The 16,725-nt window shown below is 69.0% G+C and carries 15 protein-coding genes and 1 riboswitch; of the genes, 7 read left to right on the top strand and 8 right to left on the bottom strand.

What is annotated here, in order from left to right:
- Positions 1 to 55: 55 nt before the first annotated feature.
- On the bottom strand, positions 56 to 2,215 hold the full coding sequence (locus tag ACXJLH_RS20485) for a S8 family serine peptidase (RefSeq protein WP_457445917.1): 2,160 nt from the start codon (positions 2,213 to 2,215) through the stop codon (positions 56 to 58).
- Between the two features lie 111 nt (positions 2,216 to 2,326).
- Positions 2,327 to 2,417: riboswitch (cyclic di-GMP riboswitch) on the bottom strand.
- Positions 2,418 to 2,703: 286 nt separating this feature from the next.
- On the opposite strand from ACXJLH_RS20485, the gene ACXJLH_RS20480 reads away from it, so the two are divergent.
- The 4 genes from ACXJLH_RS20480 to ACXJLH_RS20465 are packed head-to-tail and all read left to right on the top strand — an operon-like array spanning position 2,704 to position 6,401.
- Entirely contained in the window at positions 2,704 to 4,614 is a 1,911-nt protein-coding gene (locus tag ACXJLH_RS20480) for a B12-binding domain-containing radical SAM protein (protein WP_457445916.1), read from the top strand.
- Positions 4,614 to 4,946, top strand: a complete 333-nt coding sequence (locus ACXJLH_RS20475) for an antibiotic biosynthesis monooxygenase family protein (protein WP_056191846.1) — start codon at positions 4,614 to 4,616, stop codon at positions 4,944 to 4,946. The genes ACXJLH_RS20480 and ACXJLH_RS20475 overlap by 1 nt, the downstream gene beginning before the upstream one ends.
- Before the next feature lie 45 nt (positions 4,947 to 4,991).
- A complete protein-coding gene (locus ACXJLH_RS20470; RefSeq protein WP_457445915.1) occupies positions 4,992 to 5,756 on the top strand; it encodes a ParA family protein in 765 nt (254 codons plus the stop codon).
- Between the two features lie 54 nt (positions 5,757 to 5,810).
- Complete coding sequence (locus tag ACXJLH_RS20465; protein WP_457445914.1) at positions 5,811 to 6,401, top strand: hypothetical protein; 591 nt, start codon at positions 5,811 to 5,813, stop codon at positions 6,399 to 6,401.
- Here ACXJLH_RS20465 and ACXJLH_RS20460 read toward each other — a convergent pair.
- The 4 genes from ACXJLH_RS20460 to ACXJLH_RS20445 all read right to left on the bottom strand — a co-directional run bounded on the left by ACXJLH_RS20460 (position 6,358) and on the right by ACXJLH_RS20445 (position 9,657).
- Positions 6,358 to 7,752 (bottom strand): sensor histidine kinase, encoded by a 1,395-nt coding sequence (locus ACXJLH_RS20460; RefSeq protein WP_457351173.1) that lies wholly within the window; start codon positions 7,750 to 7,752, stop codon positions 6,358 to 6,360. The two genes, ACXJLH_RS20465 and ACXJLH_RS20460, sit on opposite strands and share 44 nt — an antisense overlap.
- Positions 7,753 to 7,754: 2 nt before the next feature.
- Positions 7,755 to 8,423 carry a response regulator gene (locus ACXJLH_RS20455; protein WP_457445913.1) on the bottom strand — a complete coding sequence of 223 codons (669 nt, stop codon included), beginning with the start codon at positions 8,421 to 8,423 and terminating at the stop codon, positions 7,755 to 7,757.
- A gap of 96 nt (positions 8,424 to 8,519) precedes the next feature.
- Positions 8,520 to 9,449, bottom strand: a complete 930-nt coding sequence (locus ACXJLH_RS20450) for a hypothetical protein (protein WP_457445912.1) — start codon at positions 9,447 to 9,449, stop codon at positions 8,520 to 8,522.
- Positions 9,433 to 9,657 carry a DUF1731 domain-containing protein gene (locus ACXJLH_RS20445; protein ID WP_457389690.1) on the bottom strand — a complete coding sequence of 75 codons (225 nt, stop codon included), beginning with the start codon at positions 9,655 to 9,657 and terminating at the stop codon, positions 9,433 to 9,435. The genes ACXJLH_RS20450 and ACXJLH_RS20445 overlap by 17 nt, the downstream gene beginning before the upstream one ends.
- Positions 9,658 to 9,780: 123 nt before the next feature.
- Between ACXJLH_RS20445 and ACXJLH_RS20440 the strand changes: the two genes are divergently transcribed.
- Both ACXJLH_RS20440 and ACXJLH_RS20435 read left to right on the top strand, forming a co-directional pair.
- The gene (locus ACXJLH_RS20440; protein WP_056191831.1) at positions 9,781 to 10,653 is read left to right on the top strand and encodes a c-type heme family protein; all 873 of its coding nucleotides are present in this window, start codon (positions 9,781 to 9,783) and stop codon (positions 10,651 to 10,653) included.
- Between the two features lie 13 nt (positions 10,654 to 10,666).
- A complete protein-coding gene (locus ACXJLH_RS20435; RefSeq protein ID WP_457445911.1) occupies positions 10,667 to 12,157 on the top strand; it encodes a serine/threonine-protein kinase in 1,491 nt (496 codons plus the stop codon).
- Positions 12,158 to 12,169: 12 nt separating this feature from the next.
- On the opposite strand, the gene ACXJLH_RS20430 is transcribed toward ACXJLH_RS20435, so the two are convergent.
- Positions 12,170 to 13,078, bottom strand: coding sequence for a class I SAM-dependent methyltransferase (locus ACXJLH_RS20430; protein ID WP_457319913.1), 909 nt, complete (start codon positions 13,076 to 13,078; stop codon positions 12,170 to 12,172).
- A gap of 34 nt (positions 13,079 to 13,112) precedes the next feature.
- Here ACXJLH_RS20430 and ACXJLH_RS20425 point away from each other — a divergent pair, with 34 nt between their 5' ends.
- Complete coding sequence (locus tag ACXJLH_RS20425) at positions 13,113 to 14,027, top strand: glutaminase (protein WP_457445910.1); 915 nt, start codon at positions 13,113 to 13,115, stop codon at positions 14,025 to 14,027.
- On the opposite strand, the gene ACXJLH_RS20420 is transcribed toward ACXJLH_RS20425, so the two are convergent.
- Both ACXJLH_RS20420 and ACXJLH_RS20415 read right to left on the bottom strand, forming a co-directional pair.
- Positions 14,028 to 14,633 carry a redoxin domain-containing protein gene (locus ACXJLH_RS20420; protein ID WP_457319911.1) on the bottom strand — a complete coding sequence of 202 codons (606 nt, stop codon included), beginning with the start codon at positions 14,631 to 14,633 and terminating at the stop codon, positions 14,028 to 14,030.
- A complete protein-coding gene (locus ACXJLH_RS20415) occupies positions 14,630 to 16,723 on the bottom strand; it encodes a protein-disulfide reductase DsbD family protein (protein ID WP_457445909.1) in 2,094 nt (697 codons plus the stop codon). Before ACXJLH_RS20415 ends, ACXJLH_RS20420 begins: the two co-directional genes overlap by 4 nt.
- Positions 16,724 to 16,725: the final 2 nt, after the last annotated feature.

The following is a 16,725-nucleotide window of genomic DNA, read 5'->3' as shown; positions in this document are numbered from 1 at the left end:
GCCTGATGGACGCGCCGAGGCCAGCTCACTCCGGGCTCGGCGCCTGCAGCAACCATCATCGTTCGCCGGTGCGGGCAACTTCGCTGAGCACGACACCCTCGCTGAGCACCACGCCCTCGCTCAGCACGACACCCTCGCTGAGCACCACGCCTTCGCTCAGCACCACGCCTTCGCTGAGGACGACCCCTTCGCTGAGCACCACACCCTCACTGAGGACGACGCCTTCGCTGAGGACCACGCCGCTGCCCGATGCCAGCCAGCCGGAAAGCGTCGCGGTGGGGACGAAGACGCCCGTGCGACCCAGCAGCGAACTGCGGCCGACCAGCGAATTCAGTGCAATGACGCCGTCGGTCAGGAAGCGCTGCCCCGACGGCACGGGAGACGCCATGATCGTCGACAGCGCCACGCCCGGGCGGATCTGGACGATCAGGCGCGCCGCGCTGCCGCCCACCCAGAACAGGCCCGGGTCGTACACCGGCTGGTAGCGGGTGAAAAGCGCGCTGCCGGAGTAGAGATGGCGCCCGCCGGCGAAGATGATGCGACTCCAGGGCACCGACTGACCGCCGATGATCGACACCGGCGCGGGCATCACCTGGCCCGGCGCCAGCAGCGGCGCACCCGCCGCGATGCGGCCGCTGGCGATGACCGTGGCGAGATCGCTGCGCAGCGCACCGGCCAGCCGCACCGCGCCGTCGACGTTCAACAGGCCGGCGCCCTGTTGCAGCAGGTTGGCGCCTGGCAGGGCCTGCGCGGTGTACTGCAGGATCGCCTTCACCAACGGGGGCGTCAGGCCGGGGTTGGCCTGCAACATCAGGGCCACGGTACCGGACACCACCGGCGCAGCGACCGAAGTGCCGCTCAGGTCCATCAATTCGCGGCCCCGCGGCTGCGCCGTGCCGCCATAGGGCGCCGACAGCGAGGGGAAGTCCGTGGCGAGCGTGCTGCCGGCCGCCATCGGGCCGACGATGCGGTTGCCCGGGGCCACCAGGTCCGGCTTGAGCAGGTTGTCGGCGACGCGGCGCCCGTCGGGCAGGAACAGGCCGCCGCGGGTGGGCCCGCGGGAACTGAAATGGTTGACTGCGTCGTCGCTGCGCGAGGCAGTCGCCTGCGTGTTGGCCGATCCCACGGTGATGACCGAGGGCTCATTGCCCGGCGAGCTGATCGTGCCGTAGCGCTCCTGACCGGAGGCGTCCGTGCCGTAGTTGCCGGCGGCCACGACCACCACGAGGCCGGCTGCACTCGCGCCGCGCAGAGCGCCGCACAGCGGGTCGGTCCGATACGACTCGGTCGAATCGGCGGCAAGGCTCACGTTGAGCACGCGGATGTTTTGCTGCTTCGCATGTGCGATGACCCAGTCGATCCCGGCCAGCACATCGCTCAGCTCGCCTTCGCCGCGGCTGTCAAGCACCTTGACGTCGACCAGCGAGGCCTGGGTCGCAATGCCGCTCGACTCGGGCAGACGCGACGTCGAGCGGCCTGCAGCGATGCCCGCGACATGCGTGCCGTGGCCATATGCATCCGCCCCGCCCGCCGCTTGGGGGCGTTCATCGAGCGCCGCGTCGGATCGGTCGACGCCGGGTTGCCAGGCGCGGTCCGCGCCGCCTTGCGTCACCTTCTCAAAGTCGACGGCGCGTGCGACCCGCGAGCGCTGACCATCGGTGAACGCGGTGTGGTTCCCAGCGATGCCCGAATCCAGCACGGCGATGGCGACGCCCGAGCCGTCCAGGCCCCGCGCCGCGCCGATCGTGGCGGCACGCACGTCGGCTGCGCCGGTGGAGGCCTCGGTCAGGCTGAACGTGCGGGCCGCGCGCCGGTTCGGCGAGATGCTCTGCACGTCCGGCCGCGCAGCGAGCGCGTCAACCTTGTCAACGGGCAAGGTCACGAAAAGCGCCGGCACCGACTGGTAGCGCCAGTAGACGGTGCCACCCGCCGCCACGACCGCGCGGCGGAGCTCGACCAGCTCGGCGTCCCGCCCGTCGCTGACGACCAGGGTATGCACGTAGCGGCGACCAGCCAGTTCCTGTTGCCAGCGCTGGCGAGGCGCAGCGGCCGAATCGACGGCCTGGCGCAGATCGGCGGCAATCTTGTCGCGCGGTGCAGCCTGCGCCAGTGCAGGCCACAGCAATGCAGCCAGCGTCAGCAGCAGCGCAAGCGCCGCGTGCAGGCGCCACTCGATCAGAACTACGAATCGAAGAGGGAGCGTGGTGGACTTCATGGACAGCTTTCGTTGTTGCGCTGATTCCTACGCACACGCCCGGTCGGGCGTCGCGCCGCATCCCGGCGACGGAAGAGCTGCCATGTCGACGGCACCTGCCGGCGGCTTGTCCTTGGCAACCCCGCTGTCGTAACCCGCCAGGCGGGCCTTAGACCGGAAGCTTTGCGACCCCGGCTTTCGCTCGGGTGTGCCTTTGTCATCAGTGAAAAAGAATGTATTTGAAATCGCGGCTTAACGCTGTGAACAAGTGGCGCTTCCGGGTCCGTCCGGCCACCGTTACACATCCATGATCCAGCCTCACAGCGACGCGTGAAACCGGTCAGTTAGGTTGTGAGGCATCGCCCATCCGATCACGCTCCGGCCGTATGGAAGAAGTCGACCTTTTACAGAGGACCACAGCACAGAAGTCGCCGGCTGCCCGCGCCTCGCGCGATGCGAGGCGGTTTGCTAGCCATGTCGCACCACGCTACACCGCGACAATCCCGCCCATGCTTCGCCAGTCTCCCCGCGTGCTCTCCGTCATCCCGCCGATGACGCAGCTGAACACGCCCTACCCGTCCACCGCTTACCTGACCGGCTTCCTGCGCTCGCGCGACATCGACGCGCAGCAGGTCGACCTGGCGCTGGCCCTGGTGCTGGAGCTGTTCACGCCCGCCGGCCTGGCCCAGTTGCGTGACGCCGTGCTGGCGCTGCCCGAAGCCAAGCGCACGCCGCAGACCGCCTGGTTCGCTGCCGAGTTCGACGCAATAGCGGCCGCCACGCCGCGCGTCCTCGGCTTTTTGCAGGGCCGCGACCCGACGCTGGCGCATCGCATCAACACCCGCGCCTTCCTCCCCGAGGGCGCGCGCTTCGCCTCGCTGGACGCCTATGTCGACGAGGACGGCGGCGACCCGCTCGCCTGGGCGTTTGGCGCCCTCGGCTTGCAGGACCGCGCGCGCCACCTCGCAACCCTCTTCCTGAACGACCTCGCCGACGTGCTGCGCGACGCCGTGGATGAACGCTTCGAGTTCGTCCGCTATGCCGAATCCCTAGCCGCGGCCCAAGCGCATTTCGACCCGCTGGCCACCGCCCTGGCCGCTCCGCCCAATCTCGTCGACCGCACGCTGCACAAGTTGACGCTGGCCGCGCTGGAACAGCACCAACCCGAGGTCGTGCTGCTGTCCGTGCCTTTCCCTGGTTCGGTCTACGCCGCCCTGCGCATCGCCCAGACGATCAAGGCCGCACGGCCAGAGGTCGTCTGCGTGCTGGGCGGCGGCTATGTGAACACCGAGCTGCGCGAACTGGCCGAGCCGCGCGTCTTCGACTTTGTCGACTACGTGACGCTGGACGCCGGCGAGCGGCCACTGCTGGCGCTGCTGGAGCACGTCGCCGGCAAGCGCTCCAAGACGCGCCTGGTGCGTACCTTCTGGCGCGACGGCACGGAGGTCAGGTACACCAACTTCGTCGAGCCCGACATTCCCTTCGATGACGTCGGCACACCGACCTGGGACGGCCTGCCGCTGGACCGCTATCTGTCGCTGCTGGACATGCTCAACCCGATGAACCGGCTCTGGAGCGACGGCCGCTGGAACAAGCTGACCGTGGCGCATGGCTGCTACTGGAAGAAATGCAGCTTCTGCGACGTCAGCCTGGACTACATCTCGCGCTACGAGGCCGCGTCGGCTTCAGTGCTGGTGGACCGCATCGAGGCCATCGTCAAGGAGACGGGCCAGACGGGCTTCCACTTTGTCGACGAAGCCGCGCCGCCCAAGGCGCTCAAGGCTCTGGCCGAGGAGCTGATCCGCCGCGGCGTGGCCATCAGCTGGTGGGGCAATATCCGCTTCGAGAAAACCTTCACACCCGAGCTCTGCCAGCTGCTGGCCGACAGCGGCTGCATCGCCATCTCGGGCGGGCTGGAGGTGGCATCGGACCGGCTGCTGAAGCTGATGAAGAAGGGCGTCTCCATCGAGCAGGTGGCGCGCGTGACCAAGGCCTTTGCCGACGCCGGCGTGCTGGTGCATGCCTACCTGATGTACGGCTTCCCCACGCAGACAACGCAGGACACCGTGGACGCGCTGGAATACGTGCGCCAGCTGTTCGAGAACGGCTGCATCCACAGCGGCTTCTTCCACCGCTTCGCCTGCACGGTGCATTCGCCCGTCGGACTGAACCCGGCGGAATACGGCGTCACGCTACAGCCCCTGCCCGCCGATGGCCGCTTTGCGAAGAACGACGTCGCCTTCATCGACCCCACGCCCACCGACCACGACGGCCTTGGCCAGGGGCTGAAGAAGGGCCTGTACAACTTCATGCACGGCATCGGCGTGGACAGCGATATCCGCAGTTGGTTCCCGGTGCGCGTACCCAAGACGACAGTGCCGCGCCGCTTCGTCGAGCGCGCCCTGGCGACAATCACCTGATGTACACCTCCACCTTCACCTTCGCCAAGGGCGACTACGACGCCGATTTCTTCGCGCTGGACGACCGCATCGCCGCCATCGCCCGCGCCATTCCCGGCTACCTCGGCGAGGAAGCCTGGGAGAACGCAGCGAACGGGCTGATCTCCAACGTCTATTACTGGGACTCGATGGAGGCCCTGCAGCAGCTGATGAGCCACCCCGCGCATCGCGAGGCCAAGCAGGCCCAGGCCAAATGGCTGAGGGGCTACCAGGTGGTCATCGCCGAGGTGGTGCGCACCTATGGCGATGGCGGCATCGCCCATCCGCTCGCCGAAACCACGCCGGCCCACTGACTTTTGTGCAGTGCACAATCGCCGCATCCAGCAACGGAGGCGGCGATGCGGCGTGTGGTGTTCAACCAGAAGGGTGGCGTGGGCAAGTCCACGATCACCAGCAACCTGGCGGCGATTGCCGCGGCAGCGGGCAAGCGGGTGCTGGTCATCGACCTGGACCGTCAGGGCAACACCAGCCGCTACCTGATGGGCGATGCGCTGGATGAAGGCGCACCGGGCTCGGCTGAATTCTTCGAGTCAACGCTGAAGTTCAGCGTGCGCGCACCTGGCGCGACCGAGTTCGTCGTCGAGACGCCGTGGGAGAACCTGCACCTGATGCCGGCCAGCGCCGAGCTCGATGAGCTGCACGGCAAGCTGGAGAGCCGCTACAAGATCTACAAGCTGCGCGACGCGCTGCTGCCGCTGGCCGACGACTACGACGAGATCTGGATCGACACGCCGCCGGCGCTGAACTTCTACACGCGCTCGGCGCTGATCGCGTCCCAGGGCTGCCTGATCCCCTTCGACTGCGACGACTTCTCGCGCCGCGCGCTGTATGGGCTGCTGGAGGCCGTTGAAGAGATCCGCGCCGACCACGCGCCCGAGCTGTCGGTCGAGGGCATCGTCGTCAACCAGTTCCAGGCCCGCGCCTCGCTGCCGCAGCGCGTCGTGCAGGAGCTGCTGGACGAGGGCCTGCCGGTGCTGCAGCCGTATCTGTCGAGCAGCGTCAAGGTCAAGGAATCGCACGAGCTGAGCCGGCCCATGATTCATCTCGATGCGCGGCACAAGCTGACGCAGGAGATGCAGGCGCTGTACGACGCTTTGGGCTGAAGCGGGCCGGTTTTTCCGGCCTTGGCCGCGCGCCGCGAGGGCCAGAATCGCGGCATGAGCACTTCCGACTCCGTACGCATCGTCGGCGCCAGCGTCCAGACCGAACTGCCCGTCATCATTGCCGAGCTGGGCCCGATCGCGGACCGGCTGCAGCTGGCGCGCGAGGCCATCGAGGAGTTGCGCGTCAGCCACCCGCAATCGCCCGAGTCCAACGTGAAGTCGGTGTACATGAGCCCGTGGAAAAGCCACATGCTCAATGCCAAGCTGCTGCCGCTGTGCGCCAGCGTCGTCGAGATCGCCAAGGCGGCCGCGCCCAAGGCCTGGTCGGGCGAGCTCGACTCGCTCGGGCTGGACCTGCTCGTCACCCACTGCTGGGGCGCCATCTACGAAGAGGCCGACTACACGGCCCCGCACAACCACTGGCCGGCCGACCTGAGCTGCGTTGTCTACCTGGAAGCTGAAGCCGGTTGCGCGCCGCTGGTGTTCTCCAAGACCAGCGCCTACCAGCCGCGGCCCGGCACGTTGATCATGTTCCCGGGCATCACCATGCACGAGGTGCCGGCCACGCCGGGGCGGCGCGTCGTCGTCGCGATGAATCTCTTCAAGCAGCTGGGGCTGGGTCCGCAGGCACCGGCGGCAGGCTGAGCCGCGCCCGCAGCCCCGGGCCGGCGTGGGCATCCAGCAGCTCCAGCCGGCCGCCGTGCCGGGCCGCGATGTCGGCCGCGATGGCCAGGCCCAGGCCGCTGCCGGTGCCCGTGGCAGCGTCACCGCGGCGGAAACGCAGCATGGCGGCGGGGCGGTCGGCTGGCGCAATGCCGGGCCCGTTGTCCTCGACCTCCAGCCACGGTCCGGCCGCATCGCTGCCGCAACGCACCGTGATGCGGGCGCTTGCGCCGGCGTAGCTGACGGCGTTGTGGATGAGGTTCTCGAGCAGCTCGCGCAGCAGGAAGGCATGGCCCAGCGCCGGCGCCTCGGCCAGTTCGAAGCCGAGGTCGACACCCGCAGGCAGCGCGCGATGGGCCCAGTCCTGGCCGCTTTCGGTGGCGATGTCGCGCAGGTCGATGCGCTGCCCCACGTCGACGCTGCGGTCCTCCGCGCGGGCCAGCGACAGCAGCTGCTGGGCCAGGCGGGCGCTGCGCACGACACGCTGGCGCAGCCGCTCCAGCAGCGGGTCCACGCGCTGGTCGTGCGGCTCCAGCATGGCCAGCTCGATCTCGGTCTGCAGCGAGGTCAGCGGCGTGCGCAGCTGGTGGGCCGCGTCGGCCAGGAATTCGCGCTGGGCGCCGGCCGCGCGGGCCAGGCGCTCGAACAGGCGGTTGAAGGCGGCCTGCAGTGGCACCAGCTCGCGCGGCAGGCTGGCCGCCAGCGGTGTCAGCCGGTGCAGGTCGCGATGCTCCAGCTCGGCGCTCAGGCCCGTCAGCGGCGCCAGGCCCTGGCGGATGGCCCACCAGCCGGCCAGGGCCAGCAGCAAAGCCAGCGCCACACCGTTCAACGCGACCGAGCTGCCGATCTCGCTCTGCAGCGCGTCGCGCTTGTGCAAGGTCTCGGCAACGAGGATCTGGCAGACACCGGTGCCGCAGTCATGGCCGAGTTGCACCAGGCGCAGCTCTCGGCCGCGCAGCCTGACGTCGCCGTAGGAGGAGTGGCCCGCCGCCTGCGGGGCCGGGCGGGGCTGCAACTCGGCCAGGCCGGCATCGCCCTGCAGCACCTCGCCGCGCGGCGCCAACACCAGGTAGAAGACATCGTCCTGGCGGTCGAAGCGCAGGGCGCGGTCCATGGTGGCGCTGACATCGATGCGGGGCTCGCCGCTGCGCACGTCGATCTGGCCCGCCAGCGTCAGCGCGGTGTCCTCCAGGCCCTCGTCGAGCCAGCTCTGCGCGCTGTGCCTGACCTGCTCGTACAGCGCCGTGCCGAGCACGGGCAAGGCCAGCACCAGCGGCAGCATCAGCCAGCCGAACAGCCGCCGCTGCAGGCTGGAGCGTGAACCCTCAGCCAATGTCAGCCTATTTCCTCGAGCAGGTAGCCGAGGCCGCGCACAGTGCGAAGTTGCACGCCACCCGGCTCGATCTTGGCGCGCAGGCGCGACAGGCAGACCTCGATGGCGTTGTCGYTGACGCCCTGGTCCCAGGCATTGCTGGCCAGCGCGATGTGTTCCTTGGGCACGACCTTGCCGGAGCGCGCCATCAGAAAGCCCAGCACATCCCACTCGCGGGCGGACAGGGCCAATGGCTCGTCGTCGATGTAGGCGCGGCGGGCTTCCTGGTCGATGCGCAGGCGCGCCAGCTGCAGCTGGTTGCTGGTGCGCGCCTGGCTGCGCCGCACCAGGGCGCGGGCGCGGGCGACCAGTTCGGTCAACGCAAAGGGCTTGACGAGGTAGTCGTCGGCGCCGCCTTCCAGGCCACGCACGCGATCTTCGACGGCGTCGCGGGCGGTCAGGATCAGCACCGGCACCGCGATGCTCTCGGCGCGCACGCGGCGCAGCGTCTCGAAGCCGTCGATGCCCGCCAGGCCGATGTCCAGGATGAGGAGGTCGTAGGCGTCCTCCTTCAGCGAGCGCGGCACGGGCTCGCCGCGGGCGGTGCAGTCCACGACCCAGCCTTGGGAGCGCAGCGCGCGGGCGGTAGTTTCGACGAGTTGTTCGTCGTCTTCGACGAGCAGGATGCGCATGGTGGCAGCAGTATGGCGCGAGAGCGGCCGATGTGCTGACGCAGGGCTGTCACGCCGGGGCCATTCACATGCCAGCAATGCGCCGCGAAGTGAATGTCAGCGCGGCGCGCCCACCACTGCGCGTGTTGCCGCCTCGAAACATTCGCCGGCGATCTGCCACAGCCGCGCGGCGTCCGCGTAGCGGTCGCTGGGCTCACCGTTGAAACGGTCGCCCGCCAGGTCGACACGCGGCTGGGCGTAGTGCAGCCAGAAGTCGGCGCCCATCTTCTGCGGCAGCAGCTCGGCGTTGAAGCTCAGGTAGTCACCCGGCCCGGCGCCGCGCACAAAGCCCTCGAAGCAGCGCTGCCACATCCAGCGGAAGTGGCTGAGGTAGTCGCCGGGGTCGTCGAGCCCGGTCTGGATGCATCCAGGGTTGCCGACGCGGGCATGCAGGAAGCGCACGCGCTCGAACACCGGCGCGAGCCGCTGCGCGCGGTCGTGAAACTCGCCGCCATAGGTCAGCTCGTGGCCGGTGTACCAGTGCGACAGATCGGCGTTGAAGCGCAGCGCCGGCCAGCGTTCGACGAGATCCAGCGTGCGACGGAGATCCTGGGTCATCGTGCCGCGGTGGGTCTCGACATAGAGCGGGTGGCCGTGCCGCGCCGAAGCTTCCAGCACGGCCGCGGCAAGGGCATCCATCTCGGCGTCGGTCTCGAAGCTGTTGCCCACGTGCAGCGTCGTGATCTCGCAACCGAGGTCGCGTTGCTCACGCACGATGGCGTCCACCTCGGTTGGAACCAGTGCGCGGCAGATGCCGGTGACGGCCAGGCCAGCGTCGCGCGCGGCCCGGGCGGCCTCGCGCGTGGGCTGCCAGATCTGCACGGCTTCGTGGCCGTCGGCCTTCAAGAGGGCGAGTTGCTCGGCATGCGTCGCGCGCCAGCCGGTCGAGGCGCGCGGGAGCTCGGCCAGGGTACCGAGGTTGATGTCGCGGCGCAGCCGCGGCGGGTTCGCACTGCCGTCGTTGCAGCGGTCAATGGGCGAGTTCATGGCCGGCATCATGCCGGGCCGCCAGGTCGGCCAGCGCCGCCTGCAGCGCGGGGAAGCGGAAGCGATAGCCGGCGGCCCGCGCCGCGGCAGGAACGACGTTCTGGCCGTCCAGCAGCAGCGTGGACATCTCGCCAGCCAGCGTGCGCAGCGGCCAGGCGGGCATGCGCAGCCAGGCACCGCGGCCGAAGGACGCGGCCAGGGCCTGCATCGGTAGGCCAAACTTCGATCTGGCGCCCTTTCTTCTGTGGATTTGCACCGGGAACCGCGAGCAAGCACGAAGCCACTCAGCCACATCAGCGCACTACCATTGCCGGCCTCCGGGAAAAACACCATGAAACTGCTCGCCAAATTCAATCTGGTCTACCTGCTCGTGATGAGCCTGGGCATCGCCCTGAGCGGCTACATCGCCCGCAATCTGCTGCAGGACAACGCCAAGCAGGAAACCATCGCCACCGCCCAGATGCTCATGGAGAAGGCACTGGCAGTGCGCAGTTACACCAACACGAAGATCAAGCCGTTGCTGGTCTCGCAGATGACCGACAAGTTCCTGCCGGAGACGGTGCCCAGCTTTTCCGCCACCGAGGTGCTGGGGACGCTGCTGGCCAAGCACCCCGAGTTCGCCTACAAGGAAGCGACGCTGAACCCGACAAACCCGCGCGACCGCGCGACGAGCTGGGAGGTCGACATCGTCGGCCAGTTCCGCTCCTCGGCCGACCTGAAGGAAACCGTCGGCACGCGCGACACGCCCGCCGGCCCGTCGTTGTACATCGCTCGCCCGCTGCGCATCACCGACCCCGCCTGCCTGGCCTGCCACAGCAGCGTCGAGGCCGCGCCGGCCACCATGGTCGCCAAGTACGGCCCCGCCAACGGCTTTGGCTGGAACCTCAACGAAGTCATCGGCGCGCAGGTCGTTTCAGTCCCGCTGGGCGTGCCGCTGCAGCGCGCTGACCAAACCTTCAAGGTCTTCATCACGTCGCTGATCGGCGTTTTCGTCGCTGTTGGCGTCGTGCTGAACCTGATGGTGTGGATGCTTGTCGTGCGGCCCGTCACCCGCCTGTCGGCGCTGGCCGACCGCGTCAGCCAGGGTGACCTGGATGCGCCCGAGTTCCAGGCCAACAGCAAGGACGAGATCGCCACGCTGTCCCATTCCTTCTCTCGCATGCGGGCCAGCGTCGTGCAGGCCATGAAGCTGCTGGACACATGAGTCATTTCAGCGCATGAGCGACAAGAAGCACCCGACCCAGCTCGGCAAATACCGCATCACCGAGGTTCTCGGTGAGGGCGCGATGGGTGTCGTCTACAAGGGCTTCGACCCCGACATCCAGCGCACCGTCGCGCTGAAGACCATCCGCACCCAGCTCGACGCCGACGACGACAGCCCCGGTGCACCGGCCTCGCGTTTCCGCAACGAGGCCCAGGCTGCCGGCCGGCTGCACCATCCGGGCATCGTCGCCGTCTACGACTTCGGCCGCGCCGAGAACGTGGCCTACATCGCGATGGAGTTTGTCGAGGGCCGCTCGCTCGCCAGCTACCTCGGCGCCAAGGTCCGCTTCACCGACACCGACATCCCCGGCATCATGAGCCAGCTGCTCGATGCCCTCGGCCATGCGCACGAGAAGGGCGTCTGGCACCGCGACATCAAACCCGCCAACATCATCATGACGACGGCCGGGGGGCGGCTCAAGGTGGCCGATTTCGGCATCGCCCGCATCGAGAGCACCAACCTCACGCAAACCCACTACATGGTGGGCACCCCCAGCCACATGGCGCCCGAGCAGTTCCTGGGCAAGCCCATGGACCGGCGCGTGGACATCTACGGCGCCGGCGTCGTGCTTTACCAGCTCCTCACCGGCCGCGCGCCCTTCGCCGGCACCACCGAGGCGCTGATGTACAAGGTCGTCAACGACATGCCGCAGCCGCCGTCGACCATCGAGGGTGTCGAGCGCCCGGGCTGGTTCGACGCCATCATTGCCCGCGCGTTGGCCAAGCGCCCCGAAGACCGTTATGCCACCGCCGAGGAATTCAAGCAGGCCATCACCGACGGCATCGGTCAAAGCATCGACGACACCGGCTGGGAAAAGACCGTGATGCTGGCGCCAGCGCGCGCGCGCCCCGCGCAGCCGCTGGCCACGCCCACTGTCGCACCGCCCTCGCTGTCAGGCACGTCGCTGCCCGGCTCCACGGCGGGCACGGCCAGCGCCCCGACGCCATCGCACTGGGACAAGGCCCAGCTCACCCAGGCCGAATTGACGCTGGCCAGGCATGTCGGCCCGCTGGCCAGCGTGCTGGTGCGCCGCGCCGCACGCGAATGCCAGGACATCAACGAGCTCTACAGCAGGCTGGCCGAGCAGGTCACCGACCCGCGTGCGCGCGACGCCTTCCTCGGCCAGGCCAGCCTGGTCACCGGCGGCCACCACCGCACGGCAGGCGGCGGCACGGCCGGTTCGCCGTCGGCCGGTGGCTCCAAGGGCGCCACGGCGGGCTCGGCGGGCAGCGGCACCCTCATCGGCGGGCCGCTGAACGAGGCCGTCATGGACAAGGCTCAGGTTCTGCTGGCGAAACATGTCGGGCCCATCGCCAAGGTGCTGATCAAGCGCGCCGCAGCCGGCACGGACAGCCGGGCGGTGTTCTTCAACCGGCTGGCGGAGTCAGTCAACGATCCGGCAGCGCGGGCGAAGTTGCTGGCGGAGCTGGGGCGACTTTCCTGAGGCGCGGCAGGCTCAGGGCAGGCGATAGGCCAACACCTTGAGTCCTCGATCTGCCGAGACGTCCGCATACACCTCCGGATTCGCCACGCGTTCGACGAATGCCAGCTCCGGTGCGTGCTCGGCCATCACGCCGTGCAGGAAATCCAGGCCCAGCTTGGGCGTGTTCAGGCACAGCAATGCGTGGCCCCCGGGCGCCAGCAGCGCAGGCAGCCGCTTTGCGAGCCGCGCATAGTCCTTGGTTGCGACGAAGCTGCCCTTCTGGAAACTGGGGGGGTCGCAGATGACGAGGTCATAGGGCCCGCCGCGGGTCAGCTTGCCCCAGGAGTTGAAGATGTCATGTGCCAGGAACCTGGCGCCCGCCTTCACACCGTTGAGTTCATGGTTGGTGCGGCCGATGGCCAGCGCACCCGAGGCCATGTCGACGTTGACGACCTCGGCCGCGCCGGCCTGCAGCGCCACGACCGAGAAGGCGCAGGTGTAGGCGAACAGGTTGAGCACCTTGGCGCCCGGTTGCACCTGCTCGCGCACCCAGCGCCGGCCTTCGGCCATGTCGAGGAAGAGGCCATGGTTCTGGCCGCGCAGCAGGTGCACGAGGTAGCGTGTATCGGGTACTCCAGCCTCGCTGACGACGTGCGGCTCGGGCAGGGTGCCGGCCATCAGGCGCGTCTGAACGCGGCCGCCGTCCTGGCGGCATTGGAAGACCCAGGGCGCCTCAGGCCAGCGCGCCATGATCGCCGCACCGATGGCAGCCAGCGCCTCGTCGGCCAGCGGCTCAAAGCTGGTCAGCAGCAGCGCAGGCGGGTAGGCGTCCAGCGTCAGGTGCTCGCAGCCGGGATGCAGGCCGCCGCGGCCGTGGAAGAGGCGTTGAGCGCCCTGGGGAAGGGCCGCCGAGGCGGCGATGACGTCGAGCAGAGCTTGCATGGGTGAGGCATTGTCCCGGGCCAGAATGGCCGCCATGGACCTCCAGCTCATCCTCGACGAGATCAACGCCGAACTGCGCCCGCAACTCGCCACGGCCGGCGGCAAGGTTGCCAGCTATATCCCGGCGCTGGCGCGGGTGTCGCCGCTGCAGTTCGGCATCGCGCTGCGCACCTGCGCGGGCGAGACGGCCGCGGCCGGCGACAGCGCCGTGCCCTTCTCCATCCAGAGCATGTCCAAGATGTTCTCGCTGACGCTGGCGATTCGCGCGCTGGGCGAGGCCATGTGGGACCGCATCGGCCGCGAGCCCTCGGGCAGCCCGTTCAATTCGCTGGTGCAGCTGGAGACAGAGCGCGGCATTCCGCGCAACCCTTTCATCAATGCCGGTGCCATCGCAGTGGCGGACCGGCTGGTGTCGCAGGGCGACGCCAAGGCCGAGTTGCTGGCGCTGCTGGGCCGGCTGTGCGGCGAGACCGTCCGCATCGACGCCGAAGTGGCGCGCTCGGAGGCCGACACCGGGTTTCGCAACACGGCGCTGGCCAATTTCATGAAGGCCTTCGGCACGCTGGACAACGACGTCGCCACGGTGCTGGACGTCTACTTCAACCAATGCGCCATCGCGATGAGCTGCGAACAGGTGGCCTGCGCCGCCGGCTATCTGTGCCGCGACGGCCGCCACCCGCTGGCCGGCACGCCCGTGCTCAGCACGGCGCAGACGCGCCGGGTCAATGCGCTGATGCTGACCTGTGGCACCTACGACGCTGCAGGGGAGTTCGCCTTCCGCATCGGCCTGCCCTGCAAGAGCGGCGTCGGGGGCGGCATCGTCGCCGTGGTGCCCGACCAGCTCACGCTGTGCGTCTGGTCGCCAGCGCTGGACGGCACCGGCAACTCCTTGCTGGGCCGCCGGGCGCTGGAGCTGTTCGTCGCGAAGACGGGGCTGTCGGTTTTCTGATCAGCTGGCGTACTTGACGCTGCAGCCATAGGGCCGCGTCGACGCCTTCTCGACCTTGCGGCCCGCAGCCACCGCGGCCAGGGCCTCGGTGACGTAGGGCTCGGCCTTGGCGATGTCGGCCTTGTCGGGCGTGGCGAGGCTGTCGATGCCGCCCTTGTAGGCCAGCGTGCCATCGGCCTTGATGACGTACATGTGTGGTGTCGTCTGCGCGCCGTAGAGCTTGCCGAGCTCGCCCTTGGGGTCGAGCAGGGTCGCAGTGGGCGCTGCGCCGCGGTCGGCGTTGAGCTTTTGCGCGGTGGCGCCGTCAACATGGCCCTGCTGGCCAGGCGCGGAGGAGATCACCTGCAGCCAGACGACGCCCTGGGCCGCAGCGGCTTTCTGCTGGGTTTGCATATTGCCGGCGCCATAGTGCTTCCTGACATACGGGCAGTCGTGGTTGGTCCACTCCAGCACGACGGTCTTGCCTTTGTAGTCGGCCAGATTGACGGTCTTGCCGTCGGCCGTCGTGGCGGAGAAAGTCGGCGCGGGTGCGTCGACATTGGCCGTGGCATGGGCCAGTGCAGGAAGGATCAGGGCGGCGAGCAGGCTGCGGCGAAGCAAGGTCATGTCGAACTCCTGGAAGAGGCGGGGGGCACAGAGATGGCCTCGACGATGAGACCGGGGGTAAGGATCTGCGGCAGCACCTGGGCCTCGGCGGCGCCCGGTGCGTAGTAGAGGTAGAGGGGCACGCCGGAGCGGCCATGGGCTTTCAACACGGCGGTGATGTTCGGGTCCTCACGCGTCCAGTCGCCCTTCAGATAGGCCACGCCGGCCTTGGCGAAGGCGTCCTTGACCTCGGGGCGCGACAGCGCGACGCGCTCGTTGACGAGGCAGGAGATGCACCAGGCCGCCGTCATGTTGACGAAGACCGGCTTGTTTTGAGCGCGCAGTTCGGCCAGGCGCCCGGCGCTGTAGACCTCGATGGCAGATCCCGGTGCGGCAGCATGAGCGTCGGCAGGCACGGGCCTGATCCAGTGAATGACACTGAGCGCCAGCACGAAGCTGGCCACCATCGCCACGCCGCTGACGACGCCTTTGCCCGCGCGGTGCAGCCACAGCGCGAAGGCGATCAGCACCAGGCCGCCCAGCGCCATCGCGACGCCGTCCGGGCCGGCCTGCTGGGCCAGCACCCACAGCAGCCAGACGACGGCCGCATACATCGGGAAGGCGAGGAACTGCTTGAACTTGTCCATCCACGCGCCGGGCCGCGGCAACCAGCGCTGCGCCGCGGGCCAGAAGGCCAGCAGCAGGAAGGGCAGCGCCAGGCCCAGGCCCAGTGCAAGGAAGACAGCCAGCAGCACCGCCGCCGGCTGGGACAACGCAAAGGCCAGGGCCGCGCCCATGAAGGGCGCCGTGCAGGGCGTGGCGACGACGGCCGCCAGCACACCGGTGAAGAAGCTGCCCGCCAGGCCCTGGCGCGCGGCCAGGTTGGAGCCCACACCGGTGAAGCTGCCGCCGAATTCGAAGAACCCTGACAGGTTCAACCCGACCAGGAAGAGCAGATAGCTGACGATGAGCACGAACACCGGCGAATGGAACTGGAAGCCCCAGCCCACCTGCTGGCCGCCGGCGCGCAGCGCGATCAACACCGCCGCCAGCGCCGCGAAGCTGACGAGCACACCGGCCGTGTAGGCCAGACCCTCCGCCTTGTGGTTGCCCTCGCGCACCAGGGCCAGCGCCTTGATGGACAGCACCGGGAAGACGCAAGGCATCAGGTTCAGGATCAGGCCGCCAACCAGGGCCAGGGCCAGGGCAGGCAGCAGGCCGAGGTCGCTTTCTGGCGCGGGGGCGGGCGTAGCGGTTTCGGCCGCAGGAGCGTTGAGATCGGCCGGGCCGGGTCCCTTGCCGGCGCCTTCGGGCATGGGCACGGAGACGGTCCAGGCCTGTTCGCCGGCCGCAGTCGTCAGCACGATGACACCGGACAGAGGCTTGCCGGCAGGCACGGGCTCGTCACCGGCGGGGATGTCCAGCATCCAGCCGCCGCCCTCGGCCTTGAAGGCCTGCGGCGCGCTGTGGGCGACGGCGCCCCAGGCGTCGGCGAAGAAGTAGGCCTTGGTGACGCCCGCCGTCGGGCCGCTGAGGCGCGCACCTTGCGGCGCGGGCTTGAGCTGCACGGCGAAATTTGCCGGTTTGGGAATGGCGCCACGCCATTCCTCGATCTGGGCCGCATCGGCACCTGCCTTGGCCGTGGCCGACACCGGCAAGTCCAGGCCCAGGCTGACCTGCTCGGGAATGCAGACATCCTTGCAGACCAGCCACTTCACCTCGGCTGCCGGCTTGAAGCGGCTGCCGGGCTTGGCGTCGGCCGGCACCGTCAAGTCAACGAGCAGGGCCGCGCGGCCTTCGTAGCCGTAGTTGACGATGGGGCCGATGGCCTGGATGGCCGGCGTGGGCCACTGGATGGGCCCGGCCTGGGCGCCACTCCAGTCGATCGTCGTCGCCTGGCCGGAGTCGCCCGGGTTGAGCCAGTAGGTGTGCCAGTGCGACTTGATGTTCTGCTCCAGCGCCACCGTGAAGCGCTGGCCCGGCGCCACCGCGGCCTGGCTGGAGACGAGGCGGGCCTGCACATGCTCCGTGGACGCTTCGGGCGGTGCGGCAAAGGCCAGCAGCGGGGCGGCCAGCAGAGCCGGAAGGAGGGGGCGCAGGAACGAGAACATCC

Source organism: Roseateles sp. P5_E4 (assembly GCF_054049255.1).
The sequence above is the reverse complement of the archived record's forward strand: the minus strand, read 5'-3'. Positions and strand labels throughout refer to the sequence as shown.

Coding starts and splice junctions, on each gene's coding strand:
- ACXJLH_RS20480 (WP_457445916.1), top strand. CDS start 2,704: ATGCTTCGCCAGTCTCCCCGCGTGCTCTCCGTCATCCCGCCGATGACG.
- ACXJLH_RS20465 (WP_457445914.1), top strand. CDS start 5,811: ATGAGCACTTCCGACTCCGTACGCATCGTCGGCGCCAGCGTCCAGACC.
- ACXJLH_RS20485 (WP_457445917.1), bottom strand. CDS start 2,215: ATGAAGTCCACCACGCTCCCTCTTCGATTCGTAGTTCTGATCGAGTGG.
- ACXJLH_RS20435 (WP_457445911.1), top strand. CDS start 10,667: ATGAGCGACAAGAAGCACCCGACCCAGCTCGGCAAATACCGCATCACC.
- ACXJLH_RS20430 (WP_457319913.1), bottom strand. CDS start 13,078: ATGCAAGCTCTGCTCGACGTCATCGCCGCCTCGGCGGCCCTTCCCCAG.
- ACXJLH_RS20415 (WP_457445909.1), bottom strand. CDS start 16,723: ATGTTCTCGTTCCTGCGCCCCCTCCTTCCGGCTCTGCTGGCCGCCCCG.
- ACXJLH_RS20425 (WP_457445910.1), top strand. CDS start 13,113: ATGGACCTCCAGCTCATCCTCGACGAGATCAACGCCGAACTGCGCCCG.
- ACXJLH_RS20420 (WP_457319911.1), bottom strand. CDS start 14,633: ATGACCTTGCTTCGCCGCAGCCTGCTCGCCGCCCTGATCCTTCCTGCA.
- ACXJLH_RS20470 (WP_457445915.1), top strand. CDS start 4,992: ATGCGGCGTGTGGTGTTCAACCAGAAGGGTGGCGTGGGCAAGTCCACG.
- ACXJLH_RS20450 (WP_457445912.1), bottom strand. CDS start 9,449: ATGAACTCGCCCATTGACCGCTGCAACGACGGCAGTGCGAACCCGCCG.
- ACXJLH_RS20440 (WP_056191831.1), top strand. CDS start 9,781: ATGAAACTGCTCGCCAAATTCAATCTGGTCTACCTGCTCGTGATGAGC.
- ACXJLH_RS20445 (WP_457389690.1), bottom strand. CDS start 9,657: ATGCAGGCCCTGGCCGCGTCCTTCGGCCGCGGTGCCTGGCTGCGCATG.
- ACXJLH_RS20475 (WP_056191846.1), top strand. CDS start 4,614: ATGTACACCTCCACCTTCACCTTCGCCAAGGGCGACTACGACGCCGAT.